The organism is Micromonospora sp. IBSANI012 (assembly GCF_052814045.1).
In genome coordinates, this window is record NZ_CP199933.1 from 640,818 (window position 1) to 665,280 (window position 24,463).

Below are 24,463 nucleotides of genomic sequence, written 5' to 3' on the forward strand. Positions count from 1 at the left end.
TTCCCTTCCGTCGACCGCCGACCGGGTTAGCTGACGGGTTCGGGACGGAAGTGGCCCCTACCGCTCGCGCGGATTCACCCCATGTACCTGGTTCCCCGGTTCGCCTCGCGGCGATTGGGCGGCGGCACCGCAGGCGCCGCTGCGCGCCTTCGGCGGTGACCGGCAGCGAGGTTACCCGAGAGTCGTACCGGGGATCTACGTCCAGAACCCGACTAAAAGCGTTATTTCGCCGTAGCGATGCGTGACGAGTGACGCGTTCGTCAGGTTCCGCGTCGGCGTCGGTCACGCAGCGGAGTCTCACCATGCGGTGTCCGTGCTCCTTTCCGGGTCGGGCCACCGTGCGGGGGCCGGGGTGGACGGTCCGCCGGGACGCGACGCGCTCAGCGCCTGGAGCGCCGCGTCCCGGTCGGCGGAGGGGCGGGGCGTGGGTGCCGGTCCGGTGTCCCGGGCCGGATCGTCGGCCGGGCCACGACCGGCGGTGGCGACCAGCGCGGCCAGCGCGGTGGTCAGCGGTACGGCGGCGACCAGGCCGAGCGTCGCCACCGCGCTGCGGACGATCTCCTGGGCCAGGAACTCGCTGGTGAGGATCTGGCTCACCGGCCGGCTGTCGGCGGTGAGCAGGAGCAGCAGCGGCAGCGAGGCGCCCGCGTACGCGAGCACGATGGTGTTCACCGTGGAGGCGATGTGCGCCCGGCCGACCCGGGTGGCGGCCCGGTAGAGCTGCGTCCGGGACAGTCCGGGGTTGGCGTGCGCCAGCTCGGTGACGGTGGCGGCCTGGGTGACGGTGACGTCGTCGAGCACGCCGAGCGAGCCGATGATGATGCCGGCCAGCAGCAGCCCGTGCAGGTCGACGTCGCGCTGGTACATCGACAGCGTGGTGGCCTCCTCGCTGCCGAACCCGGTCAGGTGGGTGGCGGCGGTGGCCAGGCTGCCGAGCACTCCGGTCAGCACCAGGCTGCCGAGCGTGCCGAGGACCGCCACCGAGGTCTGCGCGGTGATCCCGTGGGTCAGGTACAGCACCACGAACATGATCAGCGCGGAGCCGGTGATCGCGATCAGCAGCGGGGAGCCGCCCGCCGCGATGCCGGGCACGACGAAGGCCAGCAGGATGGCGAAGCTGGCGCCCAGCCCGGCCAGCGCGGCCAGCCCGCGCAGCCGGCCGAACGCCACGATCGCCGCCGCGAAGAGCGCCACCAGCCACACCAGGGGCTTGCCCCGCTGGTGTTCGGCGATCTGATAGCTGGTGGCGGTGGGGTCGGCCGGGTCGGTGAGCTGGACCAGCACCACCTCGTCGCCCACCGCCACGGCGGGTGCGCCCGGGCCGGCGGGCACCGGCGTCTCCACCTGCCGGCCGCTGTCCGGCCCCTGCTGGACCCGGACCGTCACGGTCCCGCACGGGCCCTCGGCCGCGCCGGGCGCCTCCGGCGTCGGTGGGCAGGGTTCGGTCACCACCCGGGTCACCGTGCCGTGGTGGCGCGCCGGCTCGGCGCCGCCGTCGGCCTGCCGCGAGTCGCGCGGCCACAGCACCAGGGCGGCGATCACCGTGACGACGAACAGCGGGACCACCGTCGCGACGAGGATCCGCCGCACCCCCGGTGGGGCGGACGGAGCGGGACGGGTGTGGTCGGCGCCCATTGCGAGTCTCCCAACGATCCAGGGCGGGGTACGTGTCAGCCGGCCGGTCGGTTCACCGGCGGAACGCGCGTGGCGGGTCGCGTACCCGGGTGTGGGCCCTGGGTGCCGGCGGGGTCACCCAGGGCGACCGGACGGCGCGGTCGCCCGGCGTGGCGACCCGCCCGGGCGGTCGCCCACGGCGGCCGAGCCCGGCGCGGTACGCGGGCCGGCGGCAGCTGCGGCGGATGGCGAGTCATGGCCGGAGAATCGTAGCCAGGTTCGGTGCGGGTCCGCCCGGTTCGTGCCGTCGGCAGCGCGCCCACCGGGCATCGTGAGGGCATGGACCAGCACGCCGGACCGGCCGGGCCCCCGGGGTCGGACCGGCACCGGGGGCACGACCGGCACGCCGGCCACGACCCGGAGATGTTCCGCCGCCGGTTCTGGCTCTGCCTGGCGTTGACCCTGCCCGTGGTCGCCACCAGCCACATGGTGATGGACTGGTTCGGTTACTCGCTGGAGTTCCCCGGCCGGTCCCTGGTCGGGCCGGTGCTCGGCTCGGTGGTCTTCTGGTGGGGCGGCTCGCCGTTCCTCGTCGGCGCGGTGCGTGAGGTGCGCGACCGGGCCCCGGGGATGATGCTGCTGATCGGGATGGCGATCACCGTCGCGTACGCCGCCTCGCTCGCCACCAGCCTCGGCGCCTTCGAGCTGGACTTCTGGTGGGAGCTGGCCGCCCTGGTCACCATCATGCTGCTCGGGCACTGGCAGGAGATGAAGTCCGTCGGGCAGGCGCGGGGCGCGCTCGCGGCGCTGGCCGCGCTGCTCCCCGACGACGCCGAGCGGGTCGGGCCGCAGGGCGGCACCGAACGGGTGCCGGTGAGCGGGCTGCGGGTGGCCGACGTGGTGCTGGTCCGCCCGGGTGGCCGGGTGCCGGCCGACGGGCGGATCGTCGACGGGGCCGCCGAGCTGGACGAGTCGATGGTCACCGGCGAGTCCCGCCCGGTCCCCCGGACGGTCGGGGACCGGGTGGTGGCCGGCACCGTCGCCACCGACTCGGCGATCCGGGTCCGGGTGGAGGCGGTCGGCGACCAGACCACCCTCGCCGGCATCCAGCGCCTGGTGGCGCAGGCGCAGCAGTCCGGCGGGCGGGCGCAGGCGCTGGCGGACCGCTTCGCCGCCTGGCTCTTCTACGTCGCCACCGCTACCGCCGTGCTGACCGTCGCGGTGTGGACCGCGCTGGGCGAGCGGGACGAGGCAGTGGTGCGGACCGTCACGGTGCTGGTGATCGCCTGCCCGCACGCGCTCGGCCTGGCCATCCCGCTGGTGATCGCGCTCTCCACCGCGTTGGCCGCCCGCTCCGGCGTGCTGGTCCGCGACCGGCTCGCGCTCGAACGGATGCGCACCGTGGACGTGGTGCTTTTCGACAAGACCGGCACCCTCACCAGGGGGGAGCACGCGGTCGTCGGGGTGGCCGCCGCGCCGGGGACCGGCGAGGACGAGGTGCTGCGGCTCGCCGCCGGGGTCGAGGCGGACAGCGAACACCCGCTGGCCCGGGCGATCGTCGCGGCCGCCGCCGAGCACGGCGGCCCGGCCCCGGCCGCCGGCTTCCGCTCGCTGCCGGGGCGCGGCGTCCGGGCCGACATCGACGGTACGCCGTACGCGGTCGGCGGCCCCGCGCTCCTGCGCGAGCAGCGACTGGAGCTGCCCGAGGCGCTGGAGCCGGCGGCCCGGCGCTGGGCCGAGCGCGGCGCGGCGGTGCTGCACCTGGTCCGCCTGCCGGACACCGTCCTCGGCCTGCTCGCGCTCGCCGACGAGGTACGTCCCGAGGCCCGGGAGGCGATCGCGGAGCTGCGTGCCGAGGGGGTCCGCAGCATCGCGATGATCACCGGGGACGCCCGGACGGTGGCCGAGGCGGTCGCCGCGGACCTCGGTTTCCGGCCCGGCGTCGACGAGGTCTTCGCCGAGGTGCTGCCCGCCGACAAGGACCGGAAGGTGACCGCGCTGCAACGCCGGGGGCTGCGGGTGGCGATGGTCGGTGACGGGGTCAACGACGCGCCGGCGCTGGCCCGGGCGGACGTGGGGATCGCGATCGGGGCGGGCACCGACGTGGCGATCGAGTCGGCCGGGGTGGTGCTGGCCTCCTCCGACCCGCGTGGGGTCGCCGGGGTGGTCCGGCTGAGCCGGGCGGCGTACCGGAAGATGCGGCAGAACCTCGCCTGGGCGGCCGGCTACAACGTGGTGGCGCTGCCGCTGGCGGCCGGCGTGCTGGCCTTCGCGGGGGTGGCGCTGAGCCCAGCGCTCGCCGCGGCGCTGATGTCCGCCTCGACGATCGTGGTGGCGCTCAACGCCCAGCTGCTGCGCCGGGTACGCCTCTGATCCCCGCCCGGATCGGGCTAGCGTGGTCGGGTGGGAACGGCGACGGCGCGGCCGGCCGGGTGGTGGGCCCGGCTGCTCCTGCTCGCCTGCACCCTGCTCGGGCTGGCCGCCATGCACACCATCGGCCACGGCACGCACTCCGTCGCGTCCCACCCGGACGGCCACGCCGCCGTGTCGCAGCGGGCGCCGGTCGCTCAGGCCGCCCTGCCCGAGGCGGTCCCGGTCGCTCACGGTGCCGTGCCCGAAGCGGTCCCGGTCGCCCATGTCGCCGGGCCGGCGTCGTTCGCCGACCAGGGCGGCGTGGTGGCGCTTCCCGCCGACCAGCCGGGCGGTGCCCCGAGTGGCTGGAGTGTCTGCCTGGCGGTGCTCGGCGCCTTCACGGTGGCTCTGCTGCTGGCGACGCTGCTGCTGCGCCGGGCCCGCCCTGCCGTCGCGACCCGCCACCCGTCGGGGCCGTCGCGCGGGCCGCGCGCCCCGCCACCCCACCCGGTCGGGCTTCGCCTCGCCTCGGTGTCGGTGCTGCGCAGATAGGACGCCCCGACGCGGCCACGCCGCGTCCGGAGTCCGCTGCGTACGTCCGCACACCGAAAGGTTTCGATCGTGTCCACTCGTACCATCGCGCGCCGTGCCGCCCTGGCCGGCGTCGCTCTCAGCGCCGCTCTCGCCCTGGCCGCCTGCGGCGGCGACGACCACCAGGCCGGCTCCGGCCACGACATGCCGGGCAAGGGCGCCACCGCCGGCCCCTCGGCGAGCGCGTCCGCCACGTTCGGCGACGCCGACGTGATGTTCGCCCAGATGATGATCCCGCACCACCAGCAGGCGGTGCGGATGTCGGAGCTGGCCGACAGCCGTGCCCAGGACCCGGAGGTCAAGCACCTCGCCGCGCAGATCAAGGCCGCCCAGGCACCGGAGATCGCCACCATGACCGGCTGGCTCACCGCCTGGGGCCGGCCCGTCCCGTCCGGCAGCCCGGGCAGCGGCCACCACGACCACGGCATGCCGGGCATGATGTCCGACGCCGACATGGCGAAGCTGGCGGCCGCCTCCGGCCGGGAGTTCGACCGGCAGTTCCTGACCATGATGATCGCCCACCACGAGGGCGCGATCACCATGGCGGAGGAGGAGCTCGCCAGCGGCGCCAACGCGGACGCCAAGGCCATGGCGCAGCAGATCGTCAACGCCCAGCAGGGCGAGATCGACGCGATGAAGAAGATCCTCGCCCGGCTCTGACCGCCGCCGGCCGGGGCGCCCGGAGCCGTCGTGGCTCCGGCGTCCCGGCCGGCGGGGTGACCGCGCCGGTCAGGCTCCGGTCCGCAGTGCCGACCGCCGCCGCTGATATTCCTCGTCGTCGATCTCACCGCGCGCATAGCGCTCGTCGAGGATCGTCCGCGCCGCAGAGGCCGCCGTCGACGGCGGCGGCTGCGCCAGCCGGTAGGTCAGGTAGCCCAGGGCCGCCAGGCCGGCCAGCGCCAGCACCGGCCAGATCCACATCAGGCCCGCCATCGGGCCGTACCCCATCATGGCCGCCCTCCGTCCGTGACTCGGGCGGCCGGTCCGGTGCCGGTGGCACCGGTCCCGGTCGTCACCTCCGACGCTAGTCGCGCCGGCGGCGGACGTCCGGGGGCGGCGGGCCCGGGTCGACCGGGCCGAACGTCCCGAAGCGGAAGGTGGGCTCAGCCGCGCTTCATCAGGCGGCCGACGGCGGCCATCATCTCGGCGGCCATCTCGTCGGCGCGGCCCTCGGCGGCCCCCTCGTGCATGCAGTGCCGGGCGTGGCCGTCGAGCAGGCCGAGGGCGACCTTGTCCAGGGCGGCCTGGATCGCCGAGATCTGGGTCAGCACGTCGATGCAGTACCGGTCGTCGTCGACCATCTTCTCCACGCCGCGGACCTGGCCCTCGACGCGGCGCAGCCGCGCGAGCAGCTGGTCCTTGCTGGCGGTGTAGCCCCGGGTCGGGGTGCTCGGTGTGGTCATGTCGACCAGGATAGCGTACCCCCTGGGGGTATGCTACGGTCCTCGGGAGAGCTACCCCTGGGGGGTATAGCATGGATGCGGGAGGAGAGTTGCCATGGTCACCACCACGTACCAGGTGCAGGGCATGACCTGCGGGCACTGCGTCAACTCGGTCAGCACCGAGGTGAGCGCGATCCAGGGCGTCAGCGACGTCCAGGTGGACCTGGCCTCCGGCCGGGTCACCGTCACCAGTGAGAGCCCGCTGGACACCGACTCCGTACGCGCCGCCGTCGACGAGGCCGGGTACGACCTCGTCGAGGCGTGACGGGGTCACCCGAGAGAACCGAGGTATTCCGATGAACACGGCGACGAAGCTGAGCGGTTTCGCCCTCGGCCTCGCGGCGATGTTCGGCACGGCCTACGGGGTCGGCCACCTGGCCGACCCCGTCACCCCGGCCGCCGACACCCGCCACGAGCCCGCCGGCGCCGACCACGGCTCCGACCCGCACGGCGGCTCCGACTCGCACGGTGGCGACCCCGCCGGTGCCGCGCACCTGCCCGGCGGGCTGCTCGTCTCCGACCGCGGCTACACCATGCAGCCGGTGGACGCCCCGACCGGGCAGTTCGCCTTCCGGATCACCGGCTCGGACGGCGCTCCGGTGACCGGCTACGAGGTCGCCCACGACAAGCGGATGCACCTGATCGTGGCGCGGCGCGACCTGTCCGGCTTCCGGCACGTCCACCCCGAGCTGGGCGCCGACGGCACCTGGCGGGTGGACTCCCCGCTGGGCGGGCCGGGCGTCTGGCGGGCCTTCGCCGACTTCACCCCGTCGGGCGGGGAGCCGCTCACCCTCGGGGTCGACGTGACCGTCCCCGGCCAGCTCCAGCCCCGACCGCTGCCGGCACCGGCCGCCAGCACCACGGTCGACGGCTACACGGTCACCCTCACCGGCACCCCGCAGCCGGGCCGCACCAGCCCGCTGACGCTGACCGTCAGCCGGGACGGGAAGCCGGTCACCGACCTGGAGCCCTACCTCGGCGCGTACGGGCACCTGGTGGCGTTGCGGCAGGGTGACCTCGCGTACCTGCACGTGCACCCGGAGGGCGTGCCCGGTGACGGGCGTACCCCGGCCGGGCCGGCGGTGAGCTTCGCCGCCGAGGTGCCCTCGGCCGGCAGCTACCGGCTCTACCTGGACTTCCGGCACGGCGGGGCGGTGCACACCGCCGAGTTCACCGTGCTGGCCGGCGACGCCTCGGCGGCCCCGGCCAGCACCCCCGGCACCCGGACCACCCCGACCGCTCCCACCCCGACCGCCGACGCCGGCCACGGCGCCCCCGGTCACGGGCACAACTGATCGGAGGTGCCGCGATGACCCCGACCGCGAACTCCCTGCCGGTCGCACCCCACCGGATCGAGCTGGCCATCGGCGGGATGACCTGCGCGTCCTGCGCGGCCCGGATCGAGAAGAAGCTCAACCGGATGGAGGGCGTGACCGCCACCGTCAACTACGCCACCGAGAAGGCCACCGTCCGGTACGCCGACGAGGTCACGCCGGAGGACCTCATCGCCACGGTGGAGAAGACCGGCTACACCGCCGTCCTGCCGCCCCCGCCCACCCCGGCCGGTACGACCGGACGGGCCGCCGAGCCGGCCGACGAGCTGCGCGGCCTGCGGACCCGGCTGTGGGTCTCGGTCGCGCTGACCGTGCCGGTCATCCTGCTGGCCATGGTGCCCGCCTGGCAGTTCACCTACTGGCAGTGGCTGTCGCTGACCCTGGCCGCCCCGGTGGTGGTCTACGGCGGGCTGCCGTTCCACCGGGCCGCCTGGATCAACCTGCGGCACGGCGCCGCCACCATGGACACCCTGGTCTCGCTCGGCACCCTGGCCGCGTTCGGCTGGTCGCTCTGGGCGCTCTTTTTCGGTGACGCCGGGATGCCCGGGATGACCCACCCGTTCCGGCTCGACATCACCCGCACCGACGGCGCCGGCAACATCTACCTGGAGGCGGCGGCCGGCGTCACCGTGTTCATCCTCGCCGGCCGGTACTTCGAGGCCCGCTCCAAGCGGACCGCCGGCGCCGCCCTGCGCGCTCTGCTGGAGCTGGGCGCCCGGGACGTCGCGGTGCTGCGCGGCGGCGTCGAGACCCGGATCCCGGTCGACCAGCTCGCGGTGGGGGACCGGTTCGTGGTCCGCCCCGGCGAGAAGGTCGCCACCGACGGGGTGGTGGACGAGGGCACGTCGGCCGTCGACGCCAGCATGCTCACCGGCGAGTCGGTGCCGGTCGAGGTCGGCCCGGGCGACACCGTGGTCGGCGCGACGGTGAACGCCGGCGGCCGGTTGGTGGTCACCGCCACCCGGGTCGGTGCGGACACCCAGCTCGCCCAGATGGCGAAGCTGGTGGAGCAGGCGCAGACCGGCAAGGCGGCCGTGCAGCGGCTGGCCGACCGGATCTCCGGCGTCTTCGTCCCGATCGTGATCGCCCTGGCCGCCGGCACGCTCGGCTGGTGGCTCGGCACCGGGGCGGGCCCGACGGCCGCGTTCACCGCCGCGGTCGCCGTGCTGATCATCGCCTGCCCGTGCGCGCTCGGCCTGGCCACGCCCACGGCGCTGCTGGTCGGGACCGGCCGGGGAGCCCAGCTCGGCATCCTGATCAAGGGGCCGGAGATGCTGGAGTCCACCCGCCAGGTGGACACCGTCGTGCTGGACAAGACCGGCACGGTCACCACCGGCCGGATGGCCCTGGTCGACGTGCTTCCCGCCGAGGGGGTCGACCGGGCGGAACTGCTCCGGCTCGCCGGGGCGCTGGAGGCCGGCTCGGAGCACCCGGTCGCCCGGGCGGTCGCGGCGGGCGCCGCCGAGGCGGGCGCGCTGCCGCCGGTCACCGCCTTCGCCAACGCCGAAGGGCTCGGCGTCACCGGCACGGTGGACGGCCACGAGGTGGTCGTCGGTCGGCTCCGGCTGCTGCGCGAGCGGGGCCTGGACGTACCCGAGGAGGTCGTGCGGGCGGCGGGCGACGCGGAGGCGGCCGGCCGGACGGCCGTGCTGGCCGGCTGGGACGGTCGGGCCCGTGGCGTCCTCGCCGTCGCCGACGCGGTCAAGCCGACCAGCCGGGCGGCGATCGACGGGCTGCGCGGCCTGGGACTGAAGCCGGTGCTGCTCACCGGCGACAACGCCACCGTCGCTCGGGCGGTGGCGGCCGAGGTCGGCATCGACGAGGTGATCGCCGAGGTGCTGCCGGCCGACAAGGTCGACGTGGTCAGCCGACTCCAGGGCGAGGGGCGGACGGTCGCGATGGTCGGCGACGGGGTCAACGACGCCGCCGCGCTGGCCCAGGCCGACCTGGGGCTGGCCATGGGCACCGGCACCGACGTGGCGATCGAGGCGGCCGACCTGACCCTGGTGCGCGGCGACCTCACCGCAGCGGTCGACGCCATCCGGCTCTCCCGGCGGACCCTGGCCATCATCAAGGGCAACCTCTTCTGGGCGTTCGCCTACAACCTGGCCGCGCTGCCGCTGGCCGCCGCCGGCCTGCTCAACCCGATGATCGCCGGGGCCGCGATGGCCTTCTCCTCGGTGTTCGTCGTCGCCAACAGCCTCCGGCTGCGCGGGTTCCGCCCGGTCGGCTGAGCCCGGGCGCGTCGCCGCCGGTCCCACCGTGGGGACCGGCGGCGACGTCGTTCCGCCCCGTCCCCAGCCCGCTGCGCCGACCACGGCACCGGTCACCGTGGGTGATCACGTATGGGTGATCGGTGTTTCCGGCGAAAAGGCCCGGGGTACATCCGGGACGTCGGAGGAACTGCAAACTGGAGGTTCGCATGGGTATCGACGACAAGATCGACAACGCTGGCGAGAACACCGCGGGCAAGATCAAGGAGGGCGTCGGTCGGGCGACCGACGACGAGCGCCTCGAGGCCGAGGGCCGCAACGACCAGGCGAAGTCCAACCTGAAGCAGGCCGGCGAGAAGATCAAGGACGCTTTCAAGAGCTGACCTACGCATTCCGCACGCCGGGCCGACGACTGTCGGCCCGGCGTGCGGCGCGCTGTGCCCGACGACGATCGCTGTCACCGCCGGGGAGCCGATTCGCGGCAGCGGAGCGTGAGTGCGGCCGGTACGACGACCGCGGCACGCCGACGTGACCTCGCAGCGATCCTGGTCGTTGCCAGAACGACATCCGCCGCGTTCCGACCTGGCGGCCGGGCGATGAGATCCGGCCGTGGGTCGACCCGCGCCGTCCCCTCCGGACGGCCGACACCCGAACGGGGAAGTCCAATGTTCCGAAGCTCCGCCGCCGCGCTCGCCCTGGTGGCCTGCGCCGCCCTCGCCACCGGCTGCCAGCAGGCCGGAAACGACGCCGCCGACCCGCAGGACGCTCCGGCCGCCGCGAGCGCCACCGCCACCGCGAGCGCCGCCTCGACGCCCAGCCCGAGCGCGTCGCCGACCGGCCCGAGCGCCGCCAACACCGCCGCCGTCTGCCGGCGCGCCGATGAGCTGATCATCGAGGCCAGCCGGAGGATCGCCGACGACTCGGCGGCGGCCACCCGCCGCGAACTCACCCCGGAGCAGCTCAACGGCCAGCTCAAGGGCACCCTCGCCGGGCTCGCCGACGACTTGCGCAAGCAGGCCGGCAACGCCGAGGACCCGCGGATCAGGGACCTGGTGACCGATGCCGCGAAGCAGATCGACACGGGAGCCGCGGCGAACAGCCCGGCGACCTGGATGGCGACCGGCTTCGTCCGCATCCCCGAGCGGCTCACCCGCGACTGCCACGTCTGACCGGCACGGCCCAGGGTGGACGACAGCGCCGCCTCAGTTCCGACCCCTACCGCGGTCGCTTCTCTGGGCCGGCGCTCAGCGCCGTACCCGGTAGGTGACGTGGGTGACCGTCGGGCCGGCGACCACCGATACCTGCTCCAGCCGCGGGTCGCCGACCCCCTCGAAGAGCCGTTCGCCGGCCCCGAGCACGATCGGCACGACATGCAGCTGGAGGGTGTCCAGCAGCCCCGCCGCCAGGCACTGGTTGACCGTGCTCGCGCCGCCCGCCACGGAGACCACCCGGTCGCCGGCCGCCGCCCGGGCCTGCCGCAGCGCGGCGGCGAGCCCCTCGGTGACGAACCGGAACTCCGTCCCGCCGCGCATCACCAGCGTCTCGCGCGGATGGTGGGTGAGCACGAAGACCGGCGTACGGAACGGCGGGTCCTCGCCCCACCAGCCGGTCCAGTCGAGGTCCCACGGCCCGTCGCCGCCGCCGAACATCCGGCGTCCCATCACGTACGCCCCGACGTCCCGGGTCATCTCGTCGACCACCTCGGCGTCGACGCCGCGCTCCCCGCCGGCCAGCCCGTGCCGCTCCCGCCAGGCGTCCAGCCCGAAGAACCACTCGTGCAGGCGCAGCCCGCCCCGACCCAGCGGGTCCTGCCGGCTCTGGTCCGGCCCCGCCACGTAACCGTCCAACGACATCGAGATCTGACAGCTCACTGTGGTCATGCGGGGTGGACTCCCGTCGTCGCCGGAACTCATCGGTCGCCCGCCAGCCGGGCCGCGCACACCTCCAGGTACCGCTGCTCCGGCAGGCTGGTGGTTCGCCGGGCCGCCAGCAGATACGCCTCCCGTGCCGCCTTCCGCTCCCCGGCCAGCTCCAGCAGGTGGGCCCGGACGGCCGCCAGCCGGTGGTGCCCGGCGATCCGCTCGTCGGCGTCGAGTGGGGCGAGCAGGGCGAGTCCGGCGCGCGGTCCGTCCACCATGGCCACCGCGGCGGCCCGGTTGAGGGTGACCATCGGGTTCGGCGACACGGCCGCCAGCACCCGGTAGAGCGCGACGATCTGCGGCCAGTCCGTCCGCTCCGCGGCGGGCGCCTCGGCGTGCACCGCCGCGATCGCCGCCTGGAGCTGGTACGGGCCCGGCGGCGACCAGGTCAGCGCCTCGGTCACCAGGGCCACCCCCTCGGCGATGGCGGCCCGGTCCCACCGGCTCCGGTCCTGCTCGGCGAGCGGGACCAGTTCCCCGCCCGGCCCGGTCCGCGCCGCCCGGTGCGCGTCGGTGAGCAGCATCAGTGCGAGCAGGCCGGCGACCTCACCGTCGTCGGGCAGCGCCCGGTGCAGCTGGCGGGTCAGCCGGATCGCCTCGCCGGTCAGCTCGGCCCGGTGCAGGTCCGCCCCGCTGGAGGCGGTGTAGCCCTCGTTGAAGATCAGGTACAGCACGTGCAGCACGGTCCGCAGGCGGTCGTCCCGCTCGGCCGGCGACGGCATGGCGAACCGCGCGCCGGCCGCCTCGACGCGCTGCTTGGCCCGGCGGATGCGCTGGCTCATGGTCGGCTCCGGCACCAGGAACGCCTGCGCGATCTGCGCCGTGCTCAGCCCACCCACCGCGCGCAGGGTCAGCGCCAGCTGCGCCGACCGGGGCAGCGCGGGATGGCAGCAGAGGAAGAACAGGGTGAGGCTGTCGTCCCCGGTGGACGGCGGCTCGTCAGCGGGCGGGGCGACCGCCGCGTACGCCGGCTCCCGGAGCGCGACGGCGACCTCGCGGTCGCGGCGGGCCCGCTCGCTGCGCCACTCGTCGGTCAGCCGGCGGCCGGCGACGGTGAGCAGCCAGGCACGGGGATTGTCCGGCACTCCCCGCTCCGGCCACTGCGTGGCGGCGGCCAGCAGCGCCTCCTGTACCGCGTCCTCGCAGGCGGAGAAGGCGCCGTGCCGGCGGACCAGGATGCCGAGGACCTGCGGCGCGAGGGCGCGCAGCAGGTCCTCCACCTCCCGCTGCGTCACATCTCGGTCCCGGCCTCGTCCATCACCGGGCGCACCTCCAGCACGCCGAAGCCCATCCGGACGTCGGGCCAGCGCGCGGCGATCTCGGCGGCCCGCTCCGGGCTGTCGCAGTCGACCATCAGGTAGCCGGCGAACTGCTCCTTGCTCTCCATGAACGGTCCGTCGGTCACCTCGGGGTGCTCGCCACGGAGCCGGACCGTCCGGGTCTGCGACGGGTCGGCCAGCGCCTGGCCACCGACCAGCTCGCCGGACTCGGTCAGCTCCTTCATGATCTCGTCGACCTCGCCGAAGAGCGTGGTGCGCTCCTGCTCGGAGAGGCCCTCGACGAAGCCGGGCCGGTTCCAGATCAGCAACATGTACTTCACGTGGTGCTCCTGACGTCGTGTGGCCACGCCGTCCGTGGCCCTCGATGACAGGTCGGAGCCCGCCCGGTGGATCCGACACCGTCGCCGGAAAAGAATTCTGCCCGAGCGGTCAACTCCGGCCGGGCAGCGGCCGGGCGGGTGGCGTGCCGGCGCTCAGTGACGCCCGGTCGGCGGCCGAGGTGCCGGAGTGCCAGCCGTCGGCGTCCCGGATGGTCAGCCGGGCCCGGGTGACGCCGGGGAAGAGGGTCTCCATCCGCTCGCGGACCGCGTCCGAGCGGGCGGCCAGCACGGGGAGCAGCCGTTCCGGGCCGGTCGCCTCGGCCGCCTGCCGGTCGGCCTCCTCCGTCGCGGCCCGCAGCCGCTCCCCGATCCGCAGCGCGAACGCGTGCAGGAACGACTCGTCGTACGCCTTGGTCCGCCGGCTGCTGCCCCGCTTGCGTTCGGTGCGCCCGCGCAGCATCGCGGCGGTGGCCTGCACCAGCAGCGACGTGTAGAGCAGCTCGACCCCTTCCAGGTCGCCCGCGAAGCCGAGCACGGTGGCGAAGCCCAGGTCGTCGTTCCAGACCGACTCGCACCGGTTCGCCGCCGCCACCTCCTGCACCAGCAGCGCCTTCGCCCCGGCGTACGGGGCGTCGGTGCCCAGGCGCATCCCGCCGGGCAGGTCGGGGCGTTCGGCGGTGGCCTCGACCAGCGCCCGGTCCAGACTGTGCCGGGCGATCAACTCCTGCGCCTTGCCGGTCAGCGCCTCCGCCTCGGCCGGGAAGGTGGTCGACTCGGCCTTGGCCAGCAGCGCCCGCACCCGGTCGAGCATCGGGGAACCGCTGCGCCCCGAGGCGGCGCGCCGGGCCACGGTCGGCCCGCCCCCGCCCGGCGGCGGGCGCAGCATCGCGATCGGCGGCAGGCCGTCCAGCAGCGCCAGCACCTCGACCGCGTCGCGTAGCGCGGTGATCCGGTCCTCGCCCTCGCGGGCGGCCCACCGGGCCAGCCAGCCGGCGTCGTCGTCCCACCACACCAGGGCCGCCAGATCGTCGAGCTGCTCGTCCCACCAGGGCGGGACGTCGCCGGCCTGCCCCCGCCGCTGGGCGGCGAGCGCGTCGCGTACCAGCCGGCCGGGTCGCGCGCCGAGGCGACGGGTCACCATCCGAGCCACGTCGACCGGCTGCCAGCCGCGCGACCAGAGCCGGGCGAGGGCGCCCGCCAGGCGGTCGAGGAGGGCGGCGTCCACCACCGCCGTGCCGTCCGGGGCGCCGGTGCCGACCACGAGCCGGTCCAGCTTCCGCTCCGCGTCGCGTACGTCGGTGCCGCGCACCGCCGCGACCGCGTCGGCGATGAGGGCGTGGGCGTCCGGCACGGGTGGTCCTTCCTGGGCAAGACGCCCGGGTGGTGTCCGGATCGTCGGGAGTGTCTGCCCGGCAACGGTACCGGGTGCGGATTCGACGGCCGGATCACTCATCCGCACGGGCCCCGTCCGCGTACTACTGCCCGAGCGGACGGAGGGTTGAGGGTGGGCAGCCTCACGGTGGGCGGGTCGGTCGACCGGGGCCGGCACCGTGGTCGTCGCGGGGCCGGGGCCCGGGCGACTGCGGTGGTGCTGGCGCTGGTGGTGGTCGCCGGCCTGGGCGGCGGCGCCTGGGCGGCCCGGCGCGGCGAGCTGGACCTCGGCGAGCTGATCGGTGACGTCCGCCGGGCGCCCGCGCCGGCCCGCGCGGCGGTGGCCGCCGCGCCGGCCGACGCCCCGCCCCCGGGCCGGCCGGCGGCGACGCCCACCGCCCGCGTCCTGGGCTACCCCGAGCGGGGTACGGGCACCTGGCGGACGGCGACCGCCCAGGGTGCGGTGGCCGGACGCGCGGGCGAGCTGCTGCGGTACCGGGTGGCGGTCGAGGGCGGCATCGACGAGGTGGACGTGGAACTCCTCGGCCGGGAGGTGGCCGTGGTGCTCGCCGACCGCCGGGGTTGGACGGGCGGGGGGCGGTGGCGGCTGCAACGGGTCGGTCCGGACGTCCCGGCCGACTTCACCGTGCTGCTGACCACCCCGGCGACCCGCGCCGACCTGTGCGGGGACGCCGCCGACCGCTACACCTCCTGCCGGAATGGGGACCGGGTGGTGGTCAACGTGGCCCGCTGGGCGCGCGGGGTGCCCGGGTTCGGCCGCGACCTGGCGACCTACCGGGCGTACGTGCTCAACCACGAGGTCGGCCACCGGCTCGGCATGGGACACGAGCTGTGCCCGGCCCGGGGCGCGCCGGCCCCGGTGATGCAGCAGCAGACGCTGGGCCTGCACGGCTGCGCGCCGAACGCCTGGCCGTACGTCGACGGCACCCTGCACACCGGCCGTCCCGGCGAGTACGACGACCCGGTGCCGGCCGGGGACTGACCCCGGCGTCGGCGTCCCGCCCACGGGACGGACCCTGTGCTTCCCCGCCGGCTGCGGCTAGGCTGGCGGCGCTGGTCTCTGCCTTCTGCTACGAGGGAACGAGCCCGGTGGGCGTAGGGAGCAGTGCAATGCACACCGAGCCTGGACAACTCTCATCAATATCGGCGGCCGATCTCCGGATCACTCTCACCAACATCGGCCACCTCCTGCGGGTGAGTGTCGCCGGCGAGGTGGATTTCGCCACCTCCGGCGAGCTGCGCGCGGCGCTGGACGCCGTGCTGGCCGACCTCACCGGCACCCCCGTCGAGGTGGACCTCGCCGAGGTGCCCTTCCTGGACTCCTCCGGCGTCCACGTCCTGCTCGACGCGTACGCCTGGGCCGCCGCCCGGGACTGCCCGCTGGTGGTGGCGAACGCGCGGCCCGTGGTCCGTCGGGTCCTGGAGATCACCGGGGTGCTCGCCCTGCTCGGGCTCGCTCCCGCTGGCCGGTGACGCTCAGCTCGCCGGTCTCCACCAGTTCGCGGGCCACGTCGATCAGCTTGACGTTGATCCGTTGGCTCGCCATCACCAGCAGCTCGAAGGCCTGGGCGCCGGTGAGCCGGTGCCGTTCCATCAGGATGCCCTTGGCCTGGCCGATCAGGTCCCGTACGTCCAGCGCCCGGCTGAGCTGGTCGAGTCGCCGCGCGTCGGCGATCGCCACGGCGGCGTGCGAGGCGAAGAGCAGCCCGACCCGTTCCGACTCGTCGGTGAAGGCGTGCGGCTCGCGGGCGTAGAGGTTGAGCGCGCCCAGATTGTCCCGGGCGACGTAGAGCTGGAACGACAGCATGCTGCCGACGCCCAGCTCCCGCGCCCGGGCGATGAACCTGGGCCAGCGCTCCTCGGTGTCCACGTCGGGCAGCCGGACGGTCCGCTCGGTGTACGCCGAGGTGAGGCAGGGGCCCTCGCCGGTCTCGTACTGCGCCCGGTCGACCCGCAGCACCACCTCACCGGTGCCGGCGGGGGTGCTCACCCGGCGCCGCCCCTCGATCTCGGTGATCCCGGCGTGCCAGGCGCCGGGCACGGTGTCCACGGCCGCGTGCACGATGGCCCGCAGGGTGTCCTCCACCGTCCGCTCGCCCTGGAACTCCCGGGCGAGCATGGCGAGCCGGGCGGCGAGGGCGTGACCGCTGGTCGCCCCGTCCCGGCCGGCGGAAGGGGGCACAGCAGGTCGGGAATGTGGTTGATCGTTGGCCGGCACGGTGCCTCCTCCCCACCGCATGCGGGGTTCCGGCACGCCACCGAGCCCGACGCGGTTTTTGACGAATCCGCCGATACCCCGGCGCGTCGCGCGTCAATCCGGTCGGTGATCAGGTCAACGGCTGCCCGGCGGGGCCGTGCCAGCGCACCAGCAGCACGGTCGCGTCGTCGCCGAGCTGGTCGTCCTGGTAGGCGAGGATCGCGTGCACCATGCGGCGGGCGGTCTCCGGCAGCGGCAGGTCGTCGGCGAGCGCCCGGACGGCGCAGTCGACCATCCGGTCGACGCCGAAGGCTTCCCCGTCGGCGGAGCGCGCCTCGGTGATCCCGTCGGTGTGGAAGAGCACGTCGTCGCCGGGCTCCAGGGCCTCCTCGATCACCACCGGGGCCCGGTGCTCGCCGAGGGTGACCGGCAGCGCGGTCGGGGTGGGCAGCACGGTCGCCACCCGTCCCCGGCGCAGCACCAGGCCGCTCGGATGCCCGGCGGAGATCACCCGCAGCCGACCATTGCGTTGGTCGAGTTCGGCCAGCACGCCGGTGATCAGGCCCCGCCGGTCGTGGTCGCGGACCACCGTGTCGATGTGGTGGTAGGTGGCGATCAGGTCGTGACCGGACCGCCGGGCGTTGCGGTACGCGGCCAGCGCCAGGCTGGCCAGCATCACCGCCCGCATCCCGCCGTACGAGCCGTGCCCCACCGCGTCGAAGAGCGCCAGGTGGGCGATGTCGCCGTTGACCGCGTAGTCGAAGGCGTCCCCGCCCACGTCGTAGCTGGGCTCCAGGATGCCGCTGATGGTCATGCTGCCCGTGGAGAAGGTCAGCGGCGGCAGTTGGGCGCGGAGCATCTCGGCGGCCATTCGCATCGGCGCGCGCCGGCGCACCAACTCCACGGTGTCGCTGTAGCTGGCCCGGGTGATCACCAGCTCCGCCAGGAGCGCGCAGGCCGCCTCGAACTCGGAGACCCGGTCGGCGGGGATCGGCTCGGCGGAGAGCACCTCCACCACGCCCAGCCGTTCCAGCCCGTCCAGCAGCGGCACCCACAGCCGCGGCGGCCCGGGCCCGCTGTCGGCGGCGTACGGGCGCATCATCGCGTACGCCCGCCCGGCCAGCGTGCCGTCGACGGCCAGCGAGCCCCGGTCGGCGCCCCCGTCGTCCATCGGCAGCAGCTCCCGCTGCTCGTGGTCGACCAGGTGGATCCGCATCGAGGTGGCGCCGAGTTCGGTGGCCATCCGTCCGGCCAGCGCCGGCAGGTCCTCCGGGCGCGCGTGGTGGGAGTGACGCAGCAGTCCGTGCAGCGCTGCCCGTTCGCTCACCGTCGCCGCCGTCCTGCCGCCCGCATGCCGGTACGGGTACCCCGCCGGTCGCCGCTCGGAACGCCGGCCGGTCAGCTCCGGGGGAAGGCGGCCCAGATGTTCTTGGTGCGGTCGGTGGCGTACCAGCCGACGTCCAGCGAGACGGCCTCGGCGATCTGCAGGCCCCGCCCGCCGGCCCCCATCGGACGGGTGTCGACCAGCTCCGGGATGGTGCTCAGGTCGTGGTCGGCGACCTCCAGGATGAACCGGTCCGCGGCGACCAGCAGGCGCACGATGGTGGGCGGGATGCCGTGCCGCAGGGCGTTGGTGGCCAGCTCCGTGGCGACCAGGACCATCAGCTCGGGCACCTCGTCCAGCTCCTTCCCGGCGACCAGTTCCTCGCCGGTCAGCGCCTGGTGCAGGGACGCCCGCAGGCCGCGCAGGTCGGCGGGGCTGCACAGCTGCCATCGCCGCAGCTCGGTAGCCTGCGGCGACGGGGGTGAGGTGCGCAGCTGTGCCATGATCCCGGTTTACCCTCCGTAGCCGTCTCCTAAGCCGTTTCCTCCGGTGTCGTGACTCGGACAGTGCCCCGCCGCAGGCCGCGGTTCCGGCCTGCGGCGACCCGCCGCGGACCGGAGTCGGGCGGGTGGCGCGGGCCCGGCCGGGTGCGTGGTTGTTCTACGCTCCTCTATGTGAGTGAGCTCATTCCGGAACCGGTGCACCCGGGACAGATCCGTACCTCCGACGCCGACCGGGAGCGGGTCGCGGCCGTGCTGCGGGAGGCGGCCGCCGAGGGCCGGCTCGACCTGGGCGAGCTGGACGAGCGGCTGGGCCGCGTCTACGCCGCCCGCACCTACGCCGAACTCGAACCCCTGACCCATGACCTCCCCGCCGTGGGGTCGTCGCTGTTCCCGCCCCCGCCGCCGGCGTACGTCGCCGGGGCGCCGGTGTCGCGCAGCGGCTACGCCCTGGCCGGCAAGTTCGAACGGTCCGGCCCGTGGAGCGTCGGCCCCGAGTTCACCTGCCTGGCGTTCTGGGGCGGCGGGCTGGTCGACCTGCGCGACGCGATCTTCACCGTGGGGGCGGTGCGGATCAATGCCTACGCCCTGATGGGGGGCCTGGAGATCTGGGTGCCCGAGCAGGCCACCGTGCATGTGACCGGGGTCGGGGTGATGGGTGGCTTCGACCACCGGGCCACCGGGCCGGGCGCGCCGGGTGCCCCGACGGTCACCGTCGGCGGGCTCGCCCTCTGGGGCGGGGTGGCGATCAAGCGCAAGCCCTCCGAGCGGGAGCTGCGGATGCGCAAGCAGGAGAAGAAGCGCAGGAAGCTGGAGAACTGGTCACCCGACTCCGACGACTGACGACCGGTCGGTCCGGTCGCCCGACTGCGACGGTGGGACCGAAAGCGGTTCCTTTCGCCGAGGTCCGGCCGCCCGGCCAGCCGATCGAGCTGCGGTAGTGGGCCACCGGGCAGTGCCGATCAGACGCCGGTTGAGATACCGTCGCGAGGTGATCGTCGAGGAGCATTGGTGGAACGGGGACGCGACGGCACGCGGCCGTCGCGACGTGTACATCCGCAGCGACGGGCTGCGCTGGGAGGTACAGGCACAGATCGGCGGCGCCTACGGCCGCTCGAAGGTGCAGGAGTGTCCGAGTCGTACCTCGGCGAGCATCCTCGCCGGGGCGTGGCGCGGAGGAAATCCCGCCTGGCGCGAGCTGCCCCGCTGAGCGCGGGCGCGTTCGCGCGCAACTGACGCCGACCCCCGCCGGCGCGGTGGTCCGCGCCGCCGGGGTTCCGCCGTCCACGTCGGGCCACCCACCGCCCACGTCGATCACGGTACGTCTGGCGGCCATGGTGGCCTGGGGCCGGTGCGTTCAGATGCCCGGCGCGATGCCGGCCTGCCGGTTCGCCTCCGCCATGTCGAGGCCGGACGCCTGGAGCGTCTCGCTCACCACGATGCCCAGCTGTGACACCACGATCGTGCCCGAGAAGCCCAGGCCCTCCGCGTACGCCCGGCGGGCCTCGCCCGCGGCCTGCACCGCGCGGGCCCGGGCGATGTCGGGGACGCGGCCGGCGAGGAAGTCCCGTTCCCACCTGGGCTGCGGTGGGCCGCAGTGCACCTGGCCGGCCGGTGCGGTGGCGATCACGTCCGCGGGCGCCTTCAGCGGTGCGACGATCCTCGGGTAGACCGTGATGCGTGGTGGTCGGGGCCGCGGGATCCGTACTGACCGTGGCGGTCGAACGGGGGCTGCGACCACCGCCTGTCCCCCGGTCGGTCACAGGGCGGGCGCCGGCGGCTCGGGTGGATTTCCGTAGGCGCGGATACCGTCCGAGACGGCGACCCCGGCCAGGACGAGGGTGGCGGTGAGGCCGGCCACCAGTGCGGGCGCGAGCATCAGGGCGGGGCTCGCGACGGCCAGTACGAGCAGTGCGACCAGCCGGGACGGTGACACGCGGCTGAACACCTCGTACTCGAATCGGGCGCGTCCGGCCAGGAACAACGCGGGTCCGCCGAGAACGACGCCGGCCAGCCAGGGCGTGGTCTGCTCGGTGGGATGGGCGATGACGATCTCGAAACCGGCGGCGGTGGCGACCACGCCGGCCACCATGAGCAGGTGGGTGTTGGGCGCGGACCGCACGAATCCGCCCGGATCCCGGGAGGCCTCGATGGCGGCTTGCAACAGGGCCCCGGCGCGGTGGACGTAGATCTGCCACAGCAGCACGGTGGCGGCGAACGCCACCAGCAGGGCCGCCGTGTGGCTGGCCGTCACGTGGTGGTCGGCGTAGGTGAGGGTGGTGACGAGGATGAGATCACCGAGGGCGAGCGTGAAGAACTGTTGATAACGCTCCGCCAGGTGGTCGGCTGCCACCCGGTACTGCGCCGTCGGTACCCGACCGAGTCGTGGAGTGGGGTAACGGAGCCAGGCCGCCCCGTAGTCGACGGCGAGCGCGGCGGCCCACAGCAGGCCCCGCGCCGGGCCCGTCACGAGAGCGCCGGCGAGCCACGGTACGGCGGACACGACGAACCAGAAGATGAACCGGCCGGCGTGCAGTTGCGCCTTGCGGCCGTGCAGTGCGGAGGCGAGAAAGATGCCACGTCCCACGTGGATCGCCACGTACGCGCCCGCGAAGACCAGGGCGTGGTCGGAGAAGGCTCCGGGCAGCGAGCCAGCCATCAGGATGGTCCCGAGCATGACCCAGAGCGTCATGACGAAGATGGGCGGCCGCTGCGCGTAATAGAGGTCGGTTGCCAACGCGGTGATGGACCAGACCCACCAGATCGCCATCAGCAGCACCACGGTCTGCAAGATCCCGACCCGGTCGAGACTCTCGGCCAAGGTTCGTGAGGTCAGGGCGAGCGCGGCGACGAAGACCAGATCGAGAAACAGCTCCAGCAGGGTCGCCCGCTGCGGCCCCTCGCCCTCGCGGGTGAGACCTACTGCTCGGTCGGTCGTCATCGGTCGCCCGTCTACTGACTCCGGGTCGTGAAGGCCTCGAGGAGCGGCTGGCGACAGGGAACCGGCCGAGTCGGATGCTTCGAGGAGCGCCGTACCGAACATTAGTCGAGCAATGGGCGTACTACGGGCAAAAGGTGTGATCCGCCCAGGGGGCGACGGTGGCGATCGAATCCCGTCTCCCTCCCGGCCGGCACTTCTCAGTCGCGCATCGCGTCGATCCGGGAATCCCGGCCGTACCTGGTGACTCCGTCGCCACCACCCTCGTTGTCCCACACCGCGTATGCATCGGGGCGGGTCGTGGCCGCCGGTGGTACCCGGACGGCGGCCAGGATGTCGGGCGCGCGCCTCAGGTCGTTCGGGTCGGCGGCGGTCGCCATCGCCCGCTCGGCTGCCGCCGGTGAGGTGGCGGGTGGCACCACGAGCAGGTCGACCTGGATGTCCCGGCCGGTGGTGGCGACCAGCAGGGCGGGGTCGAGGGTGTCGAACCAGCCGAGCCGGACCACGTCCGGTCCGACGGTCAACCGGCGGGGACGGCTGTCCCAGGCGTGGATGTTCAGCATGATGTGCCGGATCCGGCCATGACGTTCGGCCAGGGCGAGGACGAGGCCGGGGAGTTCGGCGGCCGGGTCCCAGGATCGCGGCCACCAGCCGCCGTCCAGTACCGCCCGTGCCCGGGCGGGGGCGAGGACGAGTCGAGGTGCGCGAGGCGTCGAAGCGGCGATCGGGGCGGCAGGTTCGCTGGTCACGGACATGGCTCAGCCTTCCCGGTGGGGCCGCGGGGCCCGGGCGACGCCGGTCGTCGACGGGGCGGTCGGACCGGGCGCGGGCCGCCCCGCCGATCGCGTCGCGGAACGGCGGGCGCGCATCCTCAGCTGTGCGATACGGGCGGTGCCGGGGAGGGCGACGAGCAGGACCCCGACGACCGCGGCCAGCAGCATTGCCACACCGAGCGGCAGGGCGATGTGTGCGCCGAGGAACGTCACCTCGGCCCGCTGTCCGTTCTGCAGTACGAAGATCAGGAGCAGCAGGAGCACGATCGCGAACACCACCGCGACGATCCACAGATCCCCGATCCGGGAGCGCTTCACGGCGGGGCGCAGGGGCGTCAGGCGAGTAGTGGCGGGGCCGTCGTGTCCGTTGACGACGGGAATTCGGACGTGGCTGTTTCGGGGTGCGGTCATCACGAACCGCCGCCTTCCGATGGGTGCCCGGCGTGCCTGGCTGCCGGCGTGGGCCAGCGCGGGCGTCGGGCGAGGGAGGGTCTGCGACGGAGTGTCGCGGCCCGGCGTACCGGTGCGGGGGAGGAGCCGGCCAGGGACACGACGGGAGGGTCCGCGACCTGGTCGATGGAGGTGCGGTGCCGCGGTGACCCCGATCGGTGGGGTGCGTCCGCCGGCGGCGGACCGTCAGTCACCGGGGTTCCCGAGCGACACCTCCAGCGTACGCCTGAACCGCCGGCACCATCGGCAGGCGATTTCCGGGCAGCGCTGCCTCCGGTGATTGTGCCGATCCAGTCCGTGAGGCGTACGGTGGGTATGTCGCCCGGGGTCCCCGGTGGCCGCCAGGTGCCCTCGCCGCCAGCCCGCGAGGGGCCTTTCACGATCGTCATCCCATCGGGGCAGCGAGCTCGTCGTGCTGGCTGATCGCCGACCACATCCCGACCGCACGATCCGCCGGTCACGCAAGGTTTCAGGTCCGCCCCGCGCCCCGATGGCCGGTGGCGGAGCCGACCGGCGCGAACACACCGCCGTCCGGGAGCGTGACCGCCCCGGACGGCTTCACAAGGGAGCACCCGATGAGGATCGCCAGGCACCGGATCGCCACCGTCCTTCGCGAACGAGGCCAGCACTTCAGGGCCGACTGGGTCGAGCGCGAGCTGCCGGAACGGGTGGACCCGGCCAAGCACGTCGGGCTGCTCGCCACCCTGCGTCTCGATCCGGCCGACCTCGCCGACGCGCCGTCCCCGTGAGGGTGGCGCTGCTCGGACCGGTCGCCTGGCGGACACCCCCGCACCACTACGGCCCCTGGGAGCAGGTGACCGGTCTGCTCGCCGAAGGGCTGGCCACCCGCGGCGTGGACGTGACACTCTTCGCGACGCTGGACTCGGTCACCTCCGCGCGGCTCGACGGGGTGTGCCCCCGGGGGTACGCCGACGACCCGGACCTGGACGGCCGGGTGTGGGAGGCGATGCACGTCTCGCACGCGTTGGCCCGCTCGGGGCAGTTCGACCTGGTGCACAACCACCTCGACTGGTTGCCGCTGGCCTTCGCCGAACAGTGCCGCGCTCCGCTGCTCACCACCGTGCACGGCTTCTCGGGCGCCGGGATCCTCCCGGCGTACGCCAGGGCCCGCTCGTCCTACGTGTCGATCTCCGACGCCGACCGGAGCGCCGAACTCGACTACGTCGCCACGGTGCACCACGGCGTCGACCTCGCCGCGCTGCCGTTCACCCGCGACGCCGGCCCCGGACTGGCCGCCTTCGGCCGGATCCATCCCGACAAGGGCACCCACACCGCCATCGAGATCGCCCGCCTCGCCGGTCGGCCCCTGACCATCTGCGGCATCGTGCAGGACGAGCGGTACTTCGCCGAGCAGGTGGCCCCGCACATCGACGGCGATCAGGTCGTCTTCCTCGGATCGGTGGGCCCCCGGCGGCGCGCCGAGGTGCTGGGCGCCAGCACCTCCCTGCTGCACCCGATCGCCTTCGACGAGCCGTTCGGACTGTCGGTGGTGGAGTCGATGGTCTGCGGCACACCGGTCGTCGCGTACGCGCGGGGGTCCATGCCGGAAGTCGTCGACGAAGGGGTGACGGGGTTCCTCGTACACACCGTCGAGCAGGCGGCCGACGCCGTCACCCGGGCTGCCGGCCTCGACCGGGCCGGCTGCCGGGCGCGGGCCCGGCAGCGCTTCAGCGCGGACCGGATGGTCACCGACTACCTGTCCGTCTACGACCACCTGACCAACCACGCCCGGCCAGGATCCCCCGCCCGCAGCTGACTTAGCCCCTCCGTTCCGCCGGCCACACACGCTGGCCGGCGTGCGCC

28 protein-coding genes and 1 riboswitch are annotated in these 24,463 nt (G+C 74.4%); of the genes, 14 read left to right on the forward strand and 14 right to left on the reverse strand.

All coding sequences use genetic code 11. From position 1 onward, the window contains the following. Positions 1 to 131, reverse strand: a riboswitch (cyclic di-AMP (ydaO/yuaA leader). A 166-nt stretch (positions 132 to 297) separates the two neighbouring features. Beyond that, positions 298 to 1,635 (reverse strand): YibE/F family protein, encoded by a 1,338-nt coding sequence (locus tag ACTWM8_RS03110; protein ID WP_446212475.1) that lies wholly within the window; start codon positions 1,633 to 1,635, stop codon positions 298 to 300. Positions 1,636 to 1,953: 318 nt separating this feature from the next. Here ACTWM8_RS03110 and ACTWM8_RS03115 point away from each other — a divergent pair, with 318 nt between their 5' ends. The 3 genes from ACTWM8_RS03115 (at position 1,954) to ACTWM8_RS03125 (ending at position 5,217) form a co-directional block, all read left to right on the forward strand. Further along, on the forward strand, positions 1,954 to 3,987 hold the full coding sequence (locus ACTWM8_RS03115; protein WP_446212476.1) for a heavy metal translocating P-type ATPase: 2,034 nt from the start codon (positions 1,954 to 1,956) through the stop codon (positions 3,985 to 3,987). 30 nt (positions 3,988 to 4,017) lie between these two features. Further along, the gene (locus ACTWM8_RS03120) at positions 4,018 to 4,518 is read left to right on the forward strand and encodes a hypothetical protein (RefSeq protein WP_446212477.1); all 501 of its coding nucleotides are present in this window, start codon (positions 4,018 to 4,020) and stop codon (positions 4,516 to 4,518) included. 69 nt (positions 4,519 to 4,587) lie between these two features. Continuing rightward, complete coding sequence (locus ACTWM8_RS03125; protein WP_446212478.1) at positions 4,588 to 5,217, forward strand: DUF305 domain-containing protein; 630 nt, start codon at positions 4,588 to 4,590, stop codon at positions 5,215 to 5,217. A 69-nt stretch (positions 5,218 to 5,286) separates the two neighbouring features. Here ACTWM8_RS03125 and ACTWM8_RS03130 read toward each other — a convergent pair whose 3' ends face one another. Both ACTWM8_RS03130 and ACTWM8_RS03135 read right to left on the reverse strand, forming a co-directional pair. After that, on the reverse strand, positions 5,287 to 5,508 hold the full coding sequence (locus tag ACTWM8_RS03130) for an SHOCT domain-containing protein (RefSeq protein WP_446212479.1): 222 nt from the start codon (positions 5,506 to 5,508) through the stop codon (positions 5,287 to 5,289). A 152-nt stretch (positions 5,509 to 5,660) separates the two neighbouring features. Next, positions 5,661 to 5,960: a metal-sensitive transcriptional regulator gene (locus ACTWM8_RS03135; RefSeq protein WP_154939970.1), complete on the reverse strand. Its 300-nt coding sequence runs from the start codon at positions 5,958 to 5,960 to the stop codon at positions 5,661 to 5,663. Positions 5,961 to 6,054: 94 nt separating this feature from the next. Between ACTWM8_RS03135 and ACTWM8_RS03140 the strand changes: the two genes are divergently transcribed. The 5 genes from ACTWM8_RS03140 to ACTWM8_RS03160 all read left to right on the forward strand — a co-directional run bounded on the left by ACTWM8_RS03140 (position 6,055) and on the right by ACTWM8_RS03160 (position 10,715). Next, positions 6,055 to 6,264: a heavy-metal-associated domain-containing protein gene (locus ACTWM8_RS03140; RefSeq protein WP_377604890.1), complete on the forward strand. Its 210-nt coding sequence runs from the start codon at positions 6,055 to 6,057 to the stop codon at positions 6,262 to 6,264. 31 nt (positions 6,265 to 6,295) lie between these two features. Next, complete coding sequence (locus ACTWM8_RS03145; RefSeq protein WP_446212480.1) at positions 6,296 to 7,294, forward strand: hypothetical protein; 999 nt, start codon at positions 6,296 to 6,298, stop codon at positions 7,292 to 7,294. 14 nt (positions 7,295 to 7,308) lie between these two features. Beyond that, entirely contained in the window at positions 7,309 to 9,567 is a 2,259-nt protein-coding gene (locus ACTWM8_RS03150; protein WP_446212481.1) for a heavy metal translocating P-type ATPase, read from the forward strand. Positions 9,568 to 9,755: 188 nt separating this feature from the next. After that, a complete protein-coding gene (locus tag ACTWM8_RS03155) occupies positions 9,756 to 9,929 on the forward strand; it encodes a CsbD family protein (RefSeq protein WP_334572632.1) in 174 nt (57 codons plus the stop codon). A 282-nt stretch (positions 9,930 to 10,211) separates the two neighbouring features. After that, positions 10,212 to 10,715: a hypothetical protein gene (locus ACTWM8_RS03160; RefSeq protein WP_446212482.1), complete on the forward strand. Its 504-nt coding sequence runs from the start codon at positions 10,212 to 10,214 to the stop codon at positions 10,713 to 10,715. Between the two features lie 75 nt (positions 10,716 to 10,790). Here ACTWM8_RS03160 and ACTWM8_RS03165 read toward each other — a convergent pair whose 3' ends face one another. From ACTWM8_RS03165 to ACTWM8_RS03180, 4 genes are all read right to left on the reverse strand, one after another. Beyond that, positions 10,791 to 11,426: a dihydrofolate reductase family protein gene (locus tag ACTWM8_RS03165; RefSeq protein WP_446212483.1), complete on the reverse strand. Its 636-nt coding sequence runs from the start codon at positions 11,424 to 11,426 to the stop codon at positions 10,791 to 10,793. 29 nt (positions 11,427 to 11,455) lie between these two features. Beyond that, the gene (locus tag ACTWM8_RS03170; RefSeq protein WP_446212484.1) at positions 11,456 to 12,700 is read right to left on the reverse strand and encodes an RNA polymerase sigma factor; all 1,245 of its coding nucleotides are present in this window, start codon (positions 12,698 to 12,700) and stop codon (positions 11,456 to 11,458) included. After that, complete coding sequence (locus tag ACTWM8_RS03175; RefSeq protein WP_357998718.1) at positions 12,697 to 13,056, reverse strand: YciI family protein; 360 nt, start codon at positions 13,054 to 13,056, stop codon at positions 12,697 to 12,699. The genes ACTWM8_RS03170 and ACTWM8_RS03175 overlap by 4 nt, the downstream gene beginning before the upstream one ends. A gap of 118 nt (positions 13,057 to 13,174) precedes the next feature. Beyond that, a complete protein-coding gene (locus tag ACTWM8_RS03180; protein WP_446212485.1) occupies positions 13,175 to 14,416 on the reverse strand; it encodes a DUF2786 domain-containing protein in 1,242 nt (413 codons plus the stop codon). A gap of 153 nt (positions 14,417 to 14,569) precedes the next feature. On the opposite strand from ACTWM8_RS03180, the gene ACTWM8_RS03185 reads away from it, so the two are divergent. Together ACTWM8_RS03185 and ACTWM8_RS03190 are read left to right on the forward strand one after the other, a co-directional pair. Further along, the gene (locus ACTWM8_RS03185; RefSeq protein WP_446212486.1) at positions 14,570 to 15,439 is read left to right on the forward strand and encodes a DUF3152 domain-containing protein; all 870 of its coding nucleotides are present in this window, start codon (positions 14,570 to 14,572) and stop codon (positions 15,437 to 15,439) included. A gap of 212 nt (positions 15,440 to 15,651) precedes the next feature. After that, on the forward strand, positions 15,652 to 15,930 hold the full coding sequence (locus ACTWM8_RS03190) for an STAS domain-containing protein (protein ID WP_446212487.1): 279 nt from the start codon (positions 15,652 to 15,654) through the stop codon (positions 15,928 to 15,930). Here ACTWM8_RS03190 and ACTWM8_RS03195 read toward each other — a convergent pair. The 3 genes from ACTWM8_RS03195 to ACTWM8_RS03205 form a co-directional block, all read right to left on the reverse strand. Next, complete coding sequence (locus tag ACTWM8_RS03195; protein ID WP_446212488.1) at positions 15,884 to 16,639, reverse strand: ANTAR domain-containing protein; 756 nt, start codon at positions 16,637 to 16,639, stop codon at positions 15,884 to 15,886. The two genes, ACTWM8_RS03190 and ACTWM8_RS03195, sit on opposite strands and share 47 nt — an antisense overlap. Positions 16,640 to 16,784: 145 nt before the next feature. Then, positions 16,785 to 17,981, reverse strand: a complete 1,197-nt coding sequence (locus tag ACTWM8_RS03200) for a PP2C family protein-serine/threonine phosphatase (protein ID WP_446212489.1) — start codon at positions 17,979 to 17,981, stop codon at positions 16,785 to 16,787. 71 nt (positions 17,982 to 18,052) lie between these two features. After that, positions 18,053 to 18,481 (reverse strand): ATP-binding protein, encoded by a 429-nt coding sequence (locus ACTWM8_RS03205; protein WP_446212490.1) that lies wholly within the window; start codon positions 18,479 to 18,481, stop codon positions 18,053 to 18,055. 171 nt (positions 18,482 to 18,652) lie between these two features. Here ACTWM8_RS03205 and ACTWM8_RS03210 point away from each other — a divergent pair, with 171 nt between their 5' ends. Then, the gene (locus ACTWM8_RS03210; RefSeq protein WP_446212491.1) at positions 18,653 to 19,321 is read left to right on the forward strand and encodes a DUF1707 SHOCT-like domain-containing protein; all 669 of its coding nucleotides are present in this window, start codon (positions 18,653 to 18,655) and stop codon (positions 19,319 to 19,321) included. A 148-nt stretch (positions 19,322 to 19,469) separates the two neighbouring features. Further along, positions 19,470 to 19,688 carry a hypothetical protein gene (locus ACTWM8_RS03215; RefSeq protein WP_088964186.1) on the forward strand — a complete coding sequence of 73 codons (219 nt, stop codon included), beginning with the start codon at positions 19,470 to 19,472 and terminating at the stop codon, positions 19,686 to 19,688. Between the two features lie 147 nt (positions 19,689 to 19,835). Here ACTWM8_RS03215 and ACTWM8_RS03220 read toward each other — a convergent pair whose 3' ends face one another. The 4 genes from ACTWM8_RS03220 to ACTWM8_RS03235 form a co-directional block, all read right to left on the reverse strand. Beyond that, positions 19,836 to 20,108, reverse strand: coding sequence for a hypothetical protein (locus ACTWM8_RS03220; RefSeq protein WP_446212492.1), 273 nt, complete (start codon positions 20,106 to 20,108; stop codon positions 19,836 to 19,838). A gap of 129 nt (positions 20,109 to 20,237) precedes the next feature. Beyond that, positions 20,238 to 21,419, reverse strand: coding sequence for a low temperature requirement protein A (locus ACTWM8_RS03225; protein WP_446212493.1), 1,182 nt, complete (start codon positions 21,417 to 21,419; stop codon positions 20,238 to 20,240). 197 nt (positions 21,420 to 21,616) lie between these two features. Next, a complete protein-coding gene (locus tag ACTWM8_RS03230; RefSeq protein WP_446212494.1) occupies positions 21,617 to 22,165 on the reverse strand; it encodes a DUF5994 family protein in 549 nt (182 codons plus the stop codon). Positions 22,166 to 22,174: 9 nt separating this feature from the next. After that, on the reverse strand, positions 22,175 to 22,600 hold the full coding sequence (locus tag ACTWM8_RS03235) for a LapA family protein (RefSeq protein WP_446212495.1): 426 nt from the start codon (positions 22,598 to 22,600) through the stop codon (positions 22,175 to 22,177). 614 nt (positions 22,601 to 23,214) lie between these two features. On the opposite strand from ACTWM8_RS03235, the gene ACTWM8_RS03240 reads away from it, so the two are divergent. Both ACTWM8_RS03240 and ACTWM8_RS03245 read left to right on the forward strand, forming a co-directional pair. Then, positions 23,215 to 23,388: a hypothetical protein gene (locus ACTWM8_RS03240; RefSeq protein WP_446212496.1), complete on the forward strand. Its 174-nt coding sequence runs from the start codon at positions 23,215 to 23,217 to the stop codon at positions 23,386 to 23,388. After that, positions 23,385 to 24,416, forward strand: coding sequence for a glycosyltransferase family 4 protein (locus tag ACTWM8_RS03245; RefSeq protein ID WP_446212497.1), 1,032 nt, complete (start codon positions 23,385 to 23,387; stop codon positions 24,414 to 24,416). The genes ACTWM8_RS03240 and ACTWM8_RS03245 overlap by 4 nt, the downstream gene beginning before the upstream one ends. Positions 24,417 to 24,463: the final 47 nt, after the last annotated feature.